Origin of the sequence: Citricoccus sp. NR2, assembly GCF_027594385.1 — a bacterium.
GTDB lineage: Bacteria > Actinomycetota > Actinomycetes > Actinomycetales > Micrococcaceae > CmP2.
Window position 1 is genome coordinate 1,829,624 of record NZ_CP115154.1, and the last position, 15,192, is coordinate 1,844,815.

Annotated in this window: 15 protein-coding genes; 11 read left to right on the plus strand and 4 right to left on the minus strand. The window is 64.3% G+C overall.

Annotated features, from left to right (window positions below; genetic code table 11):
* Positions 1-294: 294 nt before the first annotated feature.
* Complete coding sequence (locus tag O1A05_RS08680) at positions 295-864, minus strand: TetR/AcrR family transcriptional regulator C-terminal domain-containing protein (RefSeq protein WP_005882738.1); 570 nt, start codon at positions 862-864, stop codon at positions 295-297.
* Between the two features lie 38 nt (positions 865-902).
* Between O1A05_RS08680 and tet(33) the strand changes: the two genes are divergently transcribed.
* A complete protein-coding gene (tet(33), locus tag O1A05_RS08685) occupies positions 903-2,126 on the plus strand; it encodes a tetracycline efflux MFS transporter Tet(33) (protein WP_166235039.1) in 1,224 nt (407 codons plus the stop codon).
* A gap of 363 nt (positions 2,127-2,489) precedes the next feature.
* Positions 2,490-2,660 carry a hypothetical protein gene (locus tag O1A05_RS08690; protein WP_187997209.1) on the plus strand — a complete coding sequence of 57 codons (171 nt, stop codon included), beginning with the start codon at positions 2,490-2,492 and terminating at the stop codon, positions 2,658-2,660.
* A 284-nt stretch (positions 2,661-2,944) separates the two neighbouring features.
* Here the strand turns inward: O1A05_RS08690 and O1A05_RS08695 are convergent, their stop codons facing one another.
* Positions 2,945-3,946: an IS481 family transposase gene (locus O1A05_RS08695; RefSeq protein ID WP_065247305.1), complete on the minus strand. Its 1,002-nt coding sequence runs from the start codon at positions 3,944-3,946 to the stop codon at positions 2,945-2,947.
* The gene (locus tag O1A05_RS08700; RefSeq protein ID WP_065247304.1) at positions 3,943-5,124 is read right to left on the minus strand and encodes a Cmx/CmrA family chloramphenicol efflux MFS transporter; all 1,182 of its coding nucleotides are present in this window, start codon (positions 5,122-5,124) and stop codon (positions 3,943-3,945) included. The genes O1A05_RS08695 and O1A05_RS08700 overlap by 4 nt, the downstream gene beginning before the upstream one ends.
* Positions 5,125-5,477: 353 nt before the next feature.
* Between O1A05_RS08700 and O1A05_RS08705 the strand changes: the two genes are divergently transcribed.
* The 3 genes from O1A05_RS08705 to O1A05_RS08715 all read left to right on the plus strand — a co-directional run bounded on the left by O1A05_RS08705 (position 5,478) and on the right by O1A05_RS08715 (position 9,009).
* Positions 5,478-5,978 (plus strand): GNAT family N-acetyltransferase, encoded by a 501-nt coding sequence (locus O1A05_RS08705; protein ID WP_000376623.1) that lies wholly within the window; start codon positions 5,478-5,480, stop codon positions 5,976-5,978.
* Between the two features lie 506 nt (positions 5,979-6,484).
* Positions 6,485-7,249 (plus strand): IS6-like element IS6100 family transposase, encoded by a 765-nt coding sequence (locus O1A05_RS08710; protein WP_001389365.1) that lies wholly within the window; start codon positions 6,485-6,487, stop codon positions 7,247-7,249.
* A 314-nt stretch (positions 7,250-7,563) separates the two neighbouring features.
* On the plus strand, positions 7,564-9,009 hold the full coding sequence (locus tag O1A05_RS08715; protein ID WP_270104828.1) for a sugar porter family MFS transporter: 1,446 nt from the start codon (positions 7,564-7,566) through the stop codon (positions 9,007-9,009).
* Here O1A05_RS08715 and O1A05_RS08720 read toward each other — a convergent pair.
* Complete coding sequence (locus tag O1A05_RS08720) at positions 8,984-9,643, minus strand: mismatch-specific DNA-glycosylase (protein WP_270104829.1); 660 nt, start codon at positions 9,641-9,643, stop codon at positions 8,984-8,986. The genes O1A05_RS08715 and O1A05_RS08720 overlap by 26 nt on opposite strands.
* Positions 9,644-9,698: 55 nt before the next feature.
* Here O1A05_RS08720 and O1A05_RS08725 point away from each other — a divergent pair, with 55 nt between their 5' ends.
* The 6 genes from O1A05_RS08725 to O1A05_RS08750 are packed head-to-tail and all read left to right on the plus strand — an operon-like array spanning position 9,699 to position 15,192.
* On the plus strand, positions 9,699-11,051 hold the full coding sequence (locus O1A05_RS08725; protein WP_270104830.1) for a CoA transferase: 1,353 nt from the start codon (positions 9,699-9,701) through the stop codon (positions 11,049-11,051).
* 38 nt (positions 11,052-11,089) lie between these two features.
* Positions 11,090-11,707 (plus strand): HhH-GPD-type base excision DNA repair protein, encoded by a 618-nt coding sequence (locus O1A05_RS08730; protein WP_270104831.1) that lies wholly within the window; start codon positions 11,090-11,092, stop codon positions 11,705-11,707.
* Positions 11,704-12,345 (plus strand): ABC transporter permease, encoded by a 642-nt coding sequence (locus O1A05_RS08735; RefSeq protein ID WP_270104832.1) that lies wholly within the window; start codon positions 11,704-11,706, stop codon positions 12,343-12,345. The genes O1A05_RS08730 and O1A05_RS08735 overlap by 4 nt, the downstream gene beginning before the upstream one ends.
* Positions 12,342-13,487 (plus strand): ABC transporter ATP-binding protein, encoded by a 1,146-nt coding sequence (locus O1A05_RS08740; RefSeq protein WP_270104833.1) that lies wholly within the window; start codon positions 12,342-12,344, stop codon positions 13,485-13,487. The genes O1A05_RS08735 and O1A05_RS08740 overlap by 4 nt, the downstream gene beginning before the upstream one ends.
* On the plus strand, positions 13,484-14,233 hold the full coding sequence (locus tag O1A05_RS08745) for an ABC transporter permease (protein WP_270104834.1): 750 nt from the start codon (positions 13,484-13,486) through the stop codon (positions 14,231-14,233). The genes O1A05_RS08740 and O1A05_RS08745 overlap by 4 nt, the downstream gene beginning before the upstream one ends.
* Entirely contained in the window at positions 14,230-15,192 is a 963-nt protein-coding gene (locus O1A05_RS08750) for a glycine betaine ABC transporter substrate-binding protein (protein ID WP_270104835.1), read from the plus strand. Before O1A05_RS08745 ends, O1A05_RS08750 begins: the two co-directional genes overlap by 4 nt.

Consider the following 15,192-nt stretch of genomic DNA (forward strand, 5'->3'; position numbering starts at 1 on the left):
ACCGCCGTTACCTATGGTCATCGCGCCGGTCGCGCACTCGACGCTTAGTTCTTGAGGTACTCGAGGACGGCGATGACGCGCTTGTTCCCTGTGCGCTCGTTAAGGTCGAGCATGGTGAAGATGCTGCTGATGTGCAGTTCCGCGATCGCGACGCGACATGCATACGGTCCCTGATTTGCTCGTTTGTGAGCCCCATAGCCATGAGCGAATCGTCAGTATCGCGGAGGAGGAGGTGCTGCGGGAGCGGGAAAGGATTGACCTTACTGACGCAGAGACCCAAAGTGCGAGCATCCCTCATCGCTTTGATGCCAGCCCTTCAACCATTGCAACTAACCCGAACTCGAAATCTAGGTCTTGATCGACAGGCTCACATCCGTTGTCGAGCGCTGTTTGTTCTTCTAGTACGAAACCGACCGTATAGCGGCTGATAGCCATGAGAGCTCGGACCGCAGAGCCCTCAGCGAATCCTTCGGACACGAGAAACTCGATCTGACTTTCGGGGGCATCCGAGCCCGCTGGCATCTGGTCACTCTTTTGACGGTGAAACTCTGCGTGCAGCCGTGCTCCATCCCGGACTGCCAGAAGCGCTGTCCGGAAGCTCCGCGCGTTGCGCAGGAGAAAGTCGTCCCAGCGCTCCCCTGACTCTGGGAGTGAGGCGTGGTGTTCGCGATCAAGCACATCAGCTGCGAGCGATCCGAGCAGGTGGGCCTTTGTCCGAAAGTGCCAGTAGAGTGCTGGCTGCTGCACCCGCAGATGCGCAGCCAGCGCCCGCGTGGTGAAACCGTCGATCCCCGTGTTATTGAGCACATGCCTCGCACCGCGCAAGACTGCTGCACGATCGAGTCGCGCTTGTTTCTGAGCCATGCTTGAACTTTATCATCGATAACTTTATCGTTGATAAGGTGTCATCTCTCACTTCCGCTCGTGGCTCGTTGGCCACGGTCCTCATCACGGCTAGCCTCGACGCCGCCGGCATGGGCCTGGTGATGCCGATTCTCCCCGCACTGCTGCACGAGGCAGGGGTCACCGCTGATGCGGTTCCGCTGAACGTCGGAGTGCTGATCGCGCTCTACGCGGTAATGCAGTTCATCTTTGCCCCCGTACTGGGAACACTGTCGGACCGATTCGGCCGCCGCCGGGTGCTGCTTGTTTCCCTGGCCGGTGCGACCGTCGACTATCTCGTGCTCGCCACGACGTCCGCTCTGTCGGTGTTCTATATCGCCCGCGCAGTGGCTGGGATAACCGGAGCGACCAATGCGGTCACCGCCACCGTGATCGCCGACATCACGCCACCCCACCAGCGCGCCAAGCGTTTCGGTTTACTCAGTGCCTGCTATGGCGGCGGAATGATCGCGGGGCCAGCCATGGGTGGACTGTTCGGTGCCATCTCGCCACATCTGCCGTTTTTGCTCGCTGCTCTTCTCTCAGCGAGCAATCTGGCACTCACCTTTATCCTGTTACGCGAGACCCGTCCTGATTCGCCTGCGCGCTCTGCGTCGCTCGCTCAGCATCGTGGTCGCCCCGGCCTCAGCGCGGTGCCTGGGATTACCTTCCTATTAGTCGCATTCGGCCTTGTTCAATTCATTGGGCAGGCTCCAGGTGCGACCTGGGTGCTGTTTACTGAACACCGCCTCGACTGGAGTCCCGTCGAAGTTGGAATCTCCCTGTCCGTCTTCGGGATCGTACAGGTTCTCGTGCAGGCCCTACTTACTGGCCGCATCGTGGAGTGGATCGGTGAGGCAAAAACAGTCATCATCGGGTGTGTTACCGACGCCTTGGGTCTCGTAGGCCTGGCGATTGTCACTGACGCATTTTCCATGGCGCCTATCTTGGCGGCACTGGGGATCGGTGGCATCGGCCTCCCCGCTCTGCAAACCCTTCTCTCCCAGCGCGTCGATGAACAGCGCCAAGGGCGCCTCCAGGGTGTGCTCGCCAGCATCAACAGCGTCACATCGATCTTCGGACCGGTCGCTTTCACAACGATCTTCGCGCTCACTTACATCAACGCCGACGGCTTCCTCTGGCTCTGCGCCGCAGCACTCTACGTGCCCTGCGTGATTCTCATCATGCGTGGTACAGCAGCGTCCCCGAAGTTCGGCTCATGGGCGAGCGGCGACTCGATGTGAGTTGTGAGACGTGAGCAGGAGCAACACGGCGGCGACACTGCTTCGCCATGGCCGACTAGCGAGACGGCACCACCGGGAAACTCGGCATCATCTACCAAGGACAGGTCAGCTGGGAGCCTGATAGACCCATCGAAATGTGCGTGCCGATCGCGGAGAAGGGCCGGGCGCATCGGATCGAGCCATAGCACCATGAGTCTTCACGGAAGTGCGTCGACGGAGACTTCGTTGTGAACCGGGCCAAGGGAGAGCTGGAGGCCCTCTCCGAGTGGCTTGCCGATGACATGAGCTGGACGCTCATCGAGAAATCCACACACAGCGGCCCCAGTGCAGCCCGAGAGGTGCGCCCGCCGTTCTCCCGAGCGGGTGGAGGTCATTTCTGTCGTCATCCACGGACGACGCGCTTCCTGCGACGGCTACCTCGAGGCTGGAGGAATGCGCGTCCGTTTCAGCCATGCGTTCCGCTTGGTCAGCGCCCCCAAGACCTCGATGATCGCAGAACTGCGACGCTACTGCATCGAGACGCAGGTTGACTGAGGCCTGTGCGGACAGCACGAACGACCCTTGAGCCCGTAATCTGGGAACCGCAGAAACTACCCGATCGAAACGCAACTACTTTGCCGGCCCTACGGGGTTGGCTCGCGGTCGTCGTCCTTGGCCGCGACCGTGCGCAGGAGGTGCTTGTAGCCATCCCTCGCGATCATCACGCGCATCGAAACCGTCACGACGCTACTGCCTTCGACGATCAGGGGAGTGGGGACTGATCGCGGAGGCGCTGTCCACTTTGGTTAAAAGATTGCGCCGCTGTAGACGACCGCCATCTAGATGTATGAGGTCATGAGGTTGTTGACTCGTGTCGGTGTCGCAGAGGCGGGCGGTTGCCCGTCGTGAGCGCCGTGGGGACGGTGATAGTTGTAGTGCCGGTTCCACACTTCGAGCGCGGTAGCGCGTTCGTCTTCTGAGCGCCAGGTGCGAGCGTAGAGAAACTCTTCGGCGAGGATCCGGTTGTAGCGCTCGACTTTGCCGTTGTGTCGGGGCGTGTATGGGGTGATGCGCTGGTGTCGGCTGGTCCCGACTGCGTCGCGGAAAGCTGCGGATCGGTAGCAGGAGCCGTTGTCGGTTACGACGCGCTCGATCCCGGCGATGCCGTGCTCGGCGAACCAAGCTCTTGCACGCCCGAGGAACGCGACGGCAGTGACGGCTTTCTCATCCGGCAACGCTTCGGTGTACGCGAGTCGGGTGTGCCCGTCGATGGCCGAATGCAGATAGACGTACCCCGTCTTCGTGCCTCGGGTCTTCTTACGTGCAACAGCTTTAGCCTTCTCGCTGCCTTTGCCGTGCACGCGCCACCCGCCGCCATCGGGGATGCGACCGACCTTCTTCACGTCCAGGTGCACCATGTGGCCGGGACGTTTGGTGGTGATGTGTTGCGGTTCCCGGTTCGTCTCGCCGTTGGGGTCAATAAACTTGCGCTGGTTCAGGCCCAGCTGCGCGAGGAGCCGGGTGATGGTGCGCCGGCTGACCGGTGTTCCCGCTTGCTTGAGCTCGAATGCGATACGCGACGCCGACCATTTATGTTCTCGTCGCATTGACTCGATCTGCTTCACGAGGCGGCCAGGCGTTGCAGAGGGCTGCCGGATCGGCGACGACGAGCGGTCCATTAGGCCGACCTTCCCGAATCGTTTGTATCGGTTGACCCATTTCGAGGCGGTCGCACGGGAGACCCCCATCTCGGCGGCAACATGAGAAATGGGTCGAGTCCGACAGCGCGCGACGAGTCGACGACGACCTTCGACCGTCAGGGGCGCGTTTGCGTGCGTCACTTGACCACCTCGCTCTCGACGGGTGCAATCAGCCGAAGAAGCGGAACTGCGAGCAGTAGTGCCGTGGTGGTCACGAGCACGGCTACCCAAACGGGTCCGAGCGCGCCCGGCATAACGCTGAGTGCGGCAGAGGCGAGCACGGGACCGGCTGCCGCGCCCACGTTGAGTGCCGCTGTCGCGTATGACCCCGCCATGGTGGGCGCACCCGCCGCGGCATAAAGCACTCGCGTGATCAGCGTGCTCCCGACGGCGAACCCCACCACACCCTGAGCGAAAACGAGCCCGAGCAGGGCGACGGGGTTCGTTGCGAAGAGCGCCAGCGCGACCCACCCGAGCACCAGAACGCTGCCACCGCCCACGATGACGATGCGGGGTCGGGCATCCGAGAGCCGTCCCGCAACGGTGACGCCGATGAAGGAGCCGACGCCGAAGAACACAAGCGCCACCGGCACCCACCACTGGGTCAGGCCGGCGGTGTCCGTAACGATCGGCGCGAGAAAGGTCAGCGTGGCGAATGTGCCGGCATTCACAAGGGCAGCGAGCAGCATCGTTAGGACGAGGCGCGGAGAGGACAGCTGCGCCAGCTCCACGCGCAACGAGGTCGAGGACGACTCCTCCTTTGACGAGTCGTCGGCTTTAGTGGTGAAGCCCGCAGCGATGCCGATCGCAGCGGGGATGCAGAGAAGTGCGATCGCCCAGAACGTCGACTGCCAGCCAAGTGCCGTACCAAGTAGCGTACCCGCGGGGACGCCTGCGACGGTGGCGACGGTGGTACCCGCCAGCAGAACCGCCACGGCCCGACCTTTGGCATCGGGTGCTACGAGTTTTGTTGCCGCACCCAACGCGACCGCCAAGAAGCCTGCATTAACGATCGCCGCGATCACGCGCGTGATAAACAGAACAGTGAAGTGCGGGGTGAGAGCCCCGATGATATGGGTCAGCGCGAAACCGATCACGCAACCCAGGAGTGTCGCTTTTACAGGGAGGCGACGAGTGAACGCGGCCATCACAGGTGCACCGATTACCATCCCTGCGGCGAACGCCGACGTCAGGAGACCAGCGGTCCCCACGGAAAGGCCGAAGTATCTGGAAATGTCGGGCACGAGGCCGGCGAGCATGAATTCGGAAGTACCCATGGCAAAGACCACCAGGGCAAGAAGATAAAGAGCGAAAGGCATCGAGATAGCTCCGAAGCGAGAGTACGAACAAGAGAACGTCTCGTCACCACGGTCAGCGCCCAAAGGACACCCGAATGACATGCTGCACGTAGCGGGCAGCAGGGAGCTAGGGGCTCAGCTGAGGTGAGGGGCTGACGGCGTGACCGAAAGCCCCTGAGTGTCCGATTCAGGGCTCGACATACGACTCATCGTAGCCGCTTACGTCGCCACCCACAAAGCACGTCAACAACCTCATGGCCAGCAACAGCTAGCGGACCCTGGTCAGGTTCCGCGAAGGTGGGCGCAGACATGCTGGGCTCGTCAGGATCAAACTGCACTATGAGGCGGCGGTTCATACCGCGCCAGGGGAGCGAATGGACAGCGAGGAGCCTCCGAACGTTCGGGTCGCCTGCTCGGGTGATATCGACGAGGTTGTGCGGCTGATGCACGACGCTGCGGCGTGGATGTCCGCCAAGGGAACGCCCGCCTGGGACGTCGCGCGGATCGACCGGACATTCGCGGAGACCTTCGTCCTGAGATCCGAGCTCCTAGTCGCGAGTTGCAGCGACGGCATCGTCGGCTGTTGCACCTTGTCGGCCGAGGATCCCGAGTTCTGGCCCGACGCCCTCAAGGGGGAGGCCGCATATCTGCACAAGCTCGCGGTGCGACGGACACATGCGGGCCGGGGTGTCAGCTCCGCGCTGATCGAGGCTTGCCGCCATGCCGCGCGAACGCAGGGGTGCGCCAAGCTGCGGCTCGACTGCCACCCGAACCTGCGTGGCCTATACGAGCGGCTCGGATTCACCCACGTCGACACTTTCAATCCCGGCTGGGATCCAACCTTCATCGCAGAACGCCTAGAACTCGAAATCTAACGTCCGTTCGGGCATCGAGGTCCATGTCGGGGTGGGACGGGCCCGTGGCTTCAAGATCACTTGCAGTCCGACCGCGATGTCTTGGTTGCGCGAGAGGTTGTCGATATCCTCCACTTCCATCATCAACCCTGGATAATGCCGCCGCCGTCATCGCCGCCGACGCCCGTGCCGGGCTTTTCGGGCCTGTCAGGCTTGCTCGGCCTTCAGCCTGCCTGGGCGAGATCTCCGGCGGACGGATTAACGGCGGAGCTTCGCCGCCTTTCGTGCGTGTGAAGGCCGAAGATAGTTCTCTCAAAAACATCCGTTTATGAGAGATACCAAATGTCATTTTCAGAAGACGACTGCACCAGTTGATTGGGCGTAATGGCTGTTGTGCAGCCAGCTCCTGACAGTTCAATATCAGAAGTGATCTGCACCAATCTCGACTATGCTCAATACTCGTGTGGGCTCTGTTGCAAAAATCGTGAAGCTTGAGCATGCTTGGCGGAGATTGGACGGACGGAACGATGACGGATTTCAAGTGGCGCCATTTCCAGGGTGATGTGATCCTGTGGGCGGTGCGCTGGTATTGTCGCTATCCGATCAGCTATCGCGACCTTGAGGAAATGCTGGCGGAACGCGGCATTTCGGTCGACCATACGACGATCTATCGCTGGGTCCAGTGCTACGCCCCGGAGATGGAGAAGCGGCTGCGCTGGTTCTGGCGGCGTGGCTTTGATCCGAGCTGGCGCCTGGATGAAACCTACGTCAAGGTGCGGGGCAAGTGGACCTACCTGTACCGGGCAGTCGACAAGCGGGGCGACACGATCGATTTCTACCTGTCGCCGACCCGCAGCGCCAAGGCAGCGAAGCGGTTCCTGGGCAAGGCCCTGCGAGGCCTGAAGCACTGGGAAAAGCCTGCCACGCTCAATACCGACAAAGCGCCGAGCTATGGTGCAGCGATCACCGAATTGAAGCGCGAAGGAAAGCTGGACCGGGAGACGGCCCACCGGCAGGTGAAGTATCTCAATAACGTGATCGAGGCCGATCACGGAAAGCTCAAGATACTGATCAAGCCGGTGCGCGGTTTCAAATCGATCCCCACGGCCTATGCCACGATCAAGGGATTCGAAGTCATGCGAGCCCTGCGCAAAGGACAGGCTCGCCCCTGGTGCCTGCAGCCCGGCATCAGGGGCGAGGTGCGCCTTGTGGAGAGAGCTTTTGGCATTGGGCCCTCGGCGCTGACGGAGGCCATGGGCATGCTCAACCACCATTTCGCAGCAGCCGCCTGATCGGCGCAGAGCGACAGCCTACCTCTGACTGCCGCCAATCTTTGCAACAGAGCCGCTGCGCCGGGTGGTGGACGACCGGTGGGCCTTCCGCATCGTGGTGGTCATTGCCATGATCGGTGCCCTGCTCTCCGTGGGTACCGGTATCGCCGGACTGCTCGGGTCGTGACCACCGCAGCGTCGAACACGCCGGGGGTCGCGTGCACGCGGCAGACGGGTGCATAATGGCGCGTACGCTTTCGTGCCCTGGGTACCTGAACGCGCACACATTTCGGATAAAAAACACGACGAAAAAGTAGACGACGGGACCACCAGCGATGACGGATCAACCGGCCAACGACGCTCCGGGAACCACCAGACTCAACGCCCGGGTGGTGGGAATCTGCGTGGCGGCAGCCCTGGGCGGGTTCCTCTTCGGCTTTGACACCGCCGTGATCAACGGCGCGGTGGATGCGCTCTCGGCCCAGTTCGAGCTGGGCTCCGCCCTGACTGGTTTCGCCGTGTCCTCGGCGCTGATCGGTTGTGCCCTGGGCGCCTGGTTCGCCGGGCCACTGGCCAACCGCTTTGGCCGCGTTCCGGTGATGCTGGTAGCCGCGGTGTTCTTCTTCGTGTCCTCGGTTGGCTCGGGCTTGGCCTTCGGCGTCGCCGATCTCATCGCCTGGCGCGTGCTCGGCGGGCTCGGCGTGGGCGCGGCCTCGGTGATCGCTCCCGCGTATATTGCGGAAGTTTCGCCGGCCCATGTGCGTGGTCGCCTCGGCTCTCTGCAGCAGTTGGCCATCGTGTCCGGTATTTTCGTTGCGCTGCTCTCTGACGCCCTGTTCGCCAACCTCGCCGGGGGAGCAGCCCAAGAATTTTGGTTCGGCCTGGAGGCCTGGCGCTGGATGTTCCTGGCCGAGGTGGTCCCCGCCGTGGCGTATGGTCTCTTCGCCATGCGCCTTCCCGAGTCGCCGCGCTTTCTGGTGGCCCGCGGCGATCTCGACAAGGCAGCGCAGGTGCTGCACGACTTCACCGGTGTGGACCGGGTTAACCTGAAGATCGTCGAGATCCAGAACTCGCTCGAGCACGAGCGCCGCGCCTCGTTCCGAGACCTCAAAGGCCCGCTGATGGGTCTGCGCCCCATCGTCTGGGTCGGGATTCTGCTCTCGGTGTTCCAGCAGTTCGTGGGCATCAACGTCATCTTCTACTACTCCACCACTCTGTGGCGCTCGGTCGGCTTCGGAGAATCCGACGCACTGACCATCACGGTGATCACCTCCGTGACGAATATTCTCGTCACCATCGTCGCAATCCTGCTCGTCGACAAAGTCGGCCGCCGCCCCATGCTGCTGGTCGGCTCCATCGGCATGGCGGTGAGCCTGGGCATGATGGCGCTGTGCTTCTCGTTTGCGACCCTCGTCGACGGCGAAGCCAGCCTGGCCGCACCGTGGTCGACCATCGCCCTGATCTCCGCCAACGCGTTTGTTGTTTTCTTCGGAGCGACCTGGGGACCGCTGGTGTGGGTGCTGCTGGGCGAGATGTTCCCCAACAAAGTCCGTGCCGCAGCACTGGCCGTGGCTGCTGCGGTGCAGTGGGCGGCGAACTTCGCCGTCTCCACCACGTTCCCCGGACTGGCGGAGATCGGTCTCACCTTCGCCTACGGTCTGTACGCCGTGATGGCACTGCTGTCGTTCTTGTTCGTCTGGAAGTTCGTCCCCGAAACCAAAGGCCGCGAGCTCGAGGATATGACGGACGAGGCGTTCAAGCGCGCCGTGCGCGAGGGCTGATTCCCGGCTCGGGCACATCGGCCAGCACCGCGCGCCATTTCTCGGCCAGCGAATCGATATTCTCGTGCGCGTTCAGCCCACTGGGTTGGGGCACCACCCAGAGCCGGGTCTGTGCGGGCCAGCCGTCGATGAGCGCGGTGTCTTGTCGTCCCAGCACTGCCCGTCGTTGGCTGAAGGCGGTGCGGAACGCGGTGATTCCGGCGATCGCCACCACTTCCGGACGCAGCTCGACCACCCGGGCGATGAGCCGCTGACCGGCCTCGACCAGTTCGTCACGGCTGAGTTCGTCGGCGCGGGCGGTGGCCCGGCCCACCAGGTTCGTGATGCCGATCCCGCGGTTGACCAGATCCCGGGCGTCCTGCCCGGTCAGTCCTCGGGACGCATCCACCGGGCGCTCGGTCATACCCGCCCGGTACAGAGCAGGCCAGAACCGGTTGCCCGGGCGGGCGAAGGGCGCGTTTACTGCCGCCGTCCAGAGCCCAGGATTGATCCCCACGATGAGCAGACGTAGCCGGTCCGGATCAGCGGGCAACACATCGTCGATCGCGTCGGGGGCATGCGTGGCGAAGCGCTGCAGATCCTCGCGGCGCGGCTTGGCTCCGGCCAACGGGGACGGACGACGAGGAACGAACATGGGGGCAGTCTACGCAGTCTGTGCCAGCAGAAGAGGACGGCGGTAGGTTGTATTCATGGAGGAACTGTTCGACCAGTGGACTCGACGCCTCAGTGGTGTTGCTGACGAGGACTTGCCTCATGCCGCACCTCTAGACGGACCTCGCTTCTGGTGGGGTGGCGCGCTCGATGTCGAAGGTCTGGCGCTCGGCGCCACTCGACTGGCTGCCACCGCACTACACCGACTCACGGGCCGCACGTTCTCGGCGACCTCCGCCGGGGTCGCCGCGTCTTTCGCTTCCTTGGAGCAACTGCGCGTTGACGGCCGATCCCCACAGGGATTCGCGCCCTTGTCGGGATTTCACCGCACCGCCGACGGATGGGTGCGACTGCACGCCAACTACCCACACCACCGGGCCGCTCTCGAGCGCTTCCTCGACACCTCCGACGAAACACAGATGACGGAACGGCTGGCCTCGTTCACCGCCGACGAGATCGAGATCGGCCTGGACTCGCACGGGGGAGTTGCGGCCGTTGTGCGGTCCACCGACGACTGGAACCGGACTGCTATGGGTACCGCGGCCGCCGCGGGTCCCTGGATCCGGTTCACCGACGAGGAACAGCACGGTGCCTGGCGGCCGAGCACCTGGAGACCACCGGCGGCGGGGGAGAGCGAGGCGCCCCTGGGCGGGCTGCGCGTGCTGAACCTGACGCGAGTGATCGCTGGCCCCAGCGCAGCCCGGCTGCTGGGAGCCTTGGGCGCCGACGTGATCCGGGTCGATCCGCCGCACTGCCCCGAAGATCTCGAACAGCACGTCGACACCGGCTTCTGCCAGCGCAGTGTGCTCCTTGACCTCCGAGATCGCTCTGAGCACGAGAGGCTGCGCGAGCTGGTGCGATCCTGCGACGTGGTGCTGCTGGGCTACCGCCCCGGTGCCCTGGAATCCCTGCGATGGAGCACCATGTCGCTGCTGAGCCTCCGCCCCGAGATCAGAGTGGTGTCCCTGTCCGCATGGGGGCGGGAGGGTCCCTGGCGGCATCGGCGCGGTTTCGACAGCATCGTCCAGGCGGCCACCGGGATCGCCGATCACTACCGTGACGATGCCGGAAACCCCGGACGACTGCCGGTGCAGGCGCTGGATCATGCTACCGGCATGGGCATGGTCGCCGCCGTCGCCCTGTTGCTGGGATCGTCGTCGCACGCAACCGCGGAGCTATCCCTGGCCCGGACCGCCCACGAGCTGCTGAGTCTGCCTGCTCCCAACCCGCACCATCCCCTCGCCTCACTGGAGGTGCCGTCCCGGACCATGACGTCGACCCCCTACGGTGAACTCAGCTATATCCCACCACCGCTGTACTGTGACGGTCTCGCCATGGACTACTCGCGCCCTCCCATGCGGTATGGGACCTCCGAGGCACGATGGCGATGACCCTGACCCAGCCGCCGACACCTGTCACAATGGACCACATGACTTCGTTTGAGCTGCACCTCACCGACGACCCGGATGCCGATCGCCTGCTGAGCGAGAACCCGCTGGCGCTGCTCATCGGCATGCTGTTGGACCAGCAGATCGCCATGGAAACCGCGTTCGTCGGCCCGAAGAAGCTGCAGGACCGCATCGGCTCCGTCGACTCCGAAGCGATCGCCGACTACAACCCGGACGAGTTTCTTGCCGCCTTCAAGGAGACCCCCGCCGTGCACCGTTTCCCCGGCTCCATGGCGGAGCGAGTGCAGAAGCTGTGCCGCGCCCTCGTCGACGATTGGGATGGTGAGGCCAGCGCCCTCTGGACCGATGGCGACCCCACCGGCCCCGAGGTGCTGAAGCGGCTGAAGAAGCTGCCCGGGTTCGGCGACCAGAAGGCGAAGATCTTCCTGGCCCTGCTCGGTAAACAGTGCGGCTTCACCGGCGAGGGCTGGGAACAAGCCGCTGGCGATTATGGCGCCCCGGACGCCATGCGCTCGGTGGCCGACATCGTCTCGCCCGAAACCCTGCTCGAAGTCCGGGAGAACAAGCGGGCCCTGAAGGCCGCCGCGAAGCAAGAGAAACAAGCCTCCGCACCGTCCGGACCAGGCGGATCTTCATGATCGAATTCATCGGCTCGCGCTGGGAGGACATCCTCTACCGCTCGTATCAGCACACCTCCCTGGTGGTGCAGTCCGTCATCATCGCCACCGTCATCGCGCTGCTGCTGGCCGTGCTGGTCACCCGCTACCGCTCGCTGAGCCCGGTGGCCAACGCCGTCTCCGCCATCGGCCTGACCCTGCCCTCCTTCGCCCTCATCGGCCTGCTCATCCCGCTGGTGGGCATCGGCACGGTTCCTGCTGTTGTACTCGTGGTTTTCTACGCGGTGCTGCCGATCCTGCGCAACGCGGTGGTCGGACTGCAGGGCGTCGACGGGCTGGTGGTCGAGGCGGCCCGCGGACAGGGCATGGGCTCGGGTGCGATCTTCTGGCGGGTCCGGCTTCCGCTGGCCTGGCCGGTCATTCTCACCGGCATCCGCGTCTCCGCGCAGATGTCCATGGGTGTAGCTGCCATCGCTGCCTATGTTTTGGGCCCCGGACTCGGCGGCTATATCTTCACCGGGCTCTCCCAAGTGGGAGGCGCCAACGCGCTCAACTACGCGCTGGTCGGCACGTTCGGCATCATCGTCCTCGCCCTGCTGGTGGACGCGGTGCTGGTATTGCTGGCCCGATTCACGACGTCGAAAGGGATTCGCGCATGAACGACCAGGCACAGACAGGGGTCGGCATCGAGCTGATCGACGTCGTCAAGCGCTACCCTGGTCAGACCGACCCCGCCGTCCAAGGGCTCTCCCTGAGCATCCCGGCCGGCGAGACCGTGATGTTCGTGGGACCCTCGGGCTGTGGCAAGACCACCTCGCTGAAGATGATCAACCGGCTCATCGAGCCCACCTCGGGCACCATCCTCATCGACGGGGCCGACATCACCACCCAGAACGCCAACGAGCTGCGCCGCAGCATCGGTTACGTCATCCAGGGCGGCGGGCTGCTGCCGCACCTGAGCGTGGCCGACAACATCGGGCTGGTGCCGGGACTGCTGAAATGGGACCGCCGCCGCATCGCCGCCCGCGTGGACGAGCTGCTCGAACTGGTGGGGCTGCAGCCGAAGATCTACCGCGACCGCTATCCGCGCGAACTCTCCGGTGGCCAGCAACAGCGCGTGGGCGTGGCCCGCGGTCTTGCCGCTGATCCACCCGTGGTGCTGATGGATGAGCCCTTCGGCGCCGTCGACCCCATCACCCGGCAACGGCTGCAGGACGAGCTGATCTCCATCCAAGAGGAACTCCACAAGACCATCGTCTGCGTCACCCACGACATCGACGAGGCCATCAAGCTCGGCGACCGGATCTTGATCCTGCAGGAAGGCGCGAGCATCGCCCAATACGCCGCCCCCGAGGAGATTCTCAGCCAACCGGCCAACGATTTCGTGGCGGACTTCATCGGCGCCGGATCCAAGCTCAAGCAGCTCTCCCTGCTGCGCGTCGGGGACCTGGAGTTGCGCCAGCCCGTCACCGCCACCGTCGGCGAGCCGGTCGCCGAGGTGATCCAGCGGGCGGAAGCTGCCGGGGAAGTCTCGGTGGTGATCCTCGACAAGCGACGCCGCCCCTGCGACTGGGTATTCCTACGCAGCCTGCACGTTCTCGATACGGTGCCCGACCCGAATAAGGCGCTGCAGACCGTGGTGGACCACCGCTCCACCCTGGCCGACGCCCTGGACTCGATGCTGGTGTCCAGCCACGCCGGGGCCATGGTGACCCGGCGCGACGAGTTCATCGGGGTCATCACCTACGACGCCGTCACCGAGCACGTGCGCAGCACCGAGCACAGCGGAGCGGCGGAATGAATCGTCTCCGACATGCCACGCGCGAGGATCGACTGCTGCTTTTCGGCCTGCCGCTCTTCGTCGGACTGTTGCTCATCGGCTGGGCCATCTGGCGCTCCAGCGCCTCCCTGGATGAGATCGAGGCCCGGCTGCTGACCTGGCAGAACATCGGCACCCTCACCTGGGAGCACCTGCTGATCGTGGTGGTGTGCGCCGTGCTGGTGGTCGGCACCGCCGTGCCCGTGGGCATTCTGCTCACCCGCCCCGGCACCCGGGGTGCGATCGGGCCGGTCCTGGGGGTCGCCAACGCCGGACAGGCCGCTCCGGTGGTCGGGGTGATCGTGCTGCTGGCCCTGCTGCTGGGCTTCGGGTTCTGGGTGGCCGTGCTCGCCCTGACCCTTTACGCCTTCCTTCCCGTGCTCGCCAACACCATCACCGGTCTGCGCGGGGTGGAGCCCTCCCTGATTGAGGCGGCCCGCGGCATGGGCATGTCCGGAACCCAGGTGCTGCTGCGGGTGGAGTTGCCCATCGCGATTCCCGTGATCATGACCGGGGTGCGCACCGCACTGGTGCTGCTGGTCGGGGCCGGCGCCTTCGCCTCGTTCATCGACGCCGGCGGTCTGGGCCTGTTGATTCAGACCGGCATCCTGATGTTCCGCTTCTCCATCCTGGTCTCCGGGGCGCTGTTGGTGGCCGCCCTTGCCCTGGCCGTGGAATGGGTGGGACGCCTGCTGGAGGTCATCGTGAAACCGGGAGGACTGGCATGAGGACACTGAAAGTACTCACCGCTGGCGTCCTTGCCGCCGGGTTGCTCGCCGGCTGCGGTCTCGGCACGGCTGGCGGCTATGTGCGCTCCGGTGAACTCGCCGGACCCGTCGCGGACGTGAACCTGGATGGCGCCAGCATCGCCGTCGGTTCCAAAGACTTCACCGAGCAGGCCATTCTCGGCAAGATGATGGTGATCCTGACGCAGTCCGCCGGTGCCGACACCCAGGACCTCACCAACGTCCCCGGCTCACAGAGTGTCCGGCAGGCCATGCTGCAGGGGATCATGGACTTCCAATGGGAATACACCGGCACCGCGTGGATCACCTACCTGGGCAACGTCGATCCGATCGTCGATGAACAGGAGCAGTTCGACGCGGTGCAGGAGGCAGACGCCGAGTTCGACCTGCACTGGGTGCAGCCCTCGGCCGTGAACAACACTTACGCGATGATGATGACGCGCGAGCGCTCCGAGGAGCTCGGCGTCACCGCGATGTCGGATCTGGCCGAGCTGGACGAATCCGACCTGACGTACTGCATCGCCGCCGAGTTCGCCTCGCGCAATGACGGATTCGAGCCGATGCTCGAGCACTACGGCATTCCGCCGGCCTCGGCCGAACAGCGGCGGATGATGGATCAGGGTGCAACATTCCAGGCCACCGCAAACGGGGAGTGCACCTTCGGTCAGACCACGGCCACCGACGGGCGCATCCCGGCCCTGGACCTGGTGGTGTTGGAGGACGACGAGGCCTACTTCCCGAAGTACAACCTCTCCGGGGTCATCGGCGAGGAGCTGTACGCGGAGTACCCGCAGCTGGAGGAGCTGGTCATCCCGCTCACCGAGCGGCTGGACAACGAGACCATGGCCGAGCTCAATGCCCGGGTGGACGTCGACGGCGAAGAGCCCGGCGACGTCGCCTGGGACTTCCTCGTCGAGGAGGGCTACCTGGTCGACGAGTAG

Coding starts and splice junctions, on each gene's coding strand:
- O1A05_RS08740 (WP_270104833.1), top strand. CDS start 12,342: ATGAACGACCAGGCACAGACAGGGGTCGGCATCGAGCTGATCGACGTC.
- O1A05_RS08745 (WP_270104834.1), top strand. CDS start 13,484: ATGAATCGTCTCCGACATGCCACGCGCGAGGATCGACTGCTGCTTTTC.
- O1A05_RS08705 (WP_000376623.1), top strand. CDS start 5,478: ATGGACAGCGAGGAGCCTCCGAACGTTCGGGTCGCCTGCTCGGGTGAT.
- O1A05_RS08715 (WP_270104828.1), top strand. CDS start 7,564: ATGACGGATCAACCGGCCAACGACGCTCCGGGAACCACCAGACTCAAC.
- O1A05_RS08680 (WP_005882738.1), bottom strand. CDS start 864: ATGGCTCAGAAACAAGCGCGACTCGATCGTGCAGCAGTCTTGCGCGGT.
- O1A05_RS08750 (WP_270104835.1), top strand. CDS start 14,230: ATGAGGACACTGAAAGTACTCACCGCTGGCGTCCTTGCCGCCGGGTTG.
- O1A05_RS08730 (WP_270104831.1), top strand. CDS start 11,090: ATGACTTCGTTTGAGCTGCACCTCACCGACGACCCGGATGCCGATCGC.
- O1A05_RS08725 (WP_270104830.1), top strand. CDS start 9,699: ATGGAGGAACTGTTCGACCAGTGGACTCGACGCCTCAGTGGTGTTGCT.
- O1A05_RS08735 (WP_270104832.1), top strand. CDS start 11,704: ATGATCGAATTCATCGGCTCGCGCTGGGAGGACATCCTCTACCGCTCG.
- O1A05_RS08700 (WP_065247304.1), bottom strand. CDS start 5,124: ATGCCTTTCGCTCTTTATCTTCTTGCCCTGGTGGTCTTTGCCATGGGT.
- O1A05_RS08720 (WP_270104829.1), bottom strand. CDS start 9,643: ATGTTCGTTCCTCGTCGTCCGTCCCCGTTGGCCGGAGCCAAGCCGCGC.
- O1A05_RS08710 (WP_001389365.1), top strand. CDS start 6,485: ATGACGGATTTCAAGTGGCGCCATTTCCAGGGTGATGTGATCCTGTGG.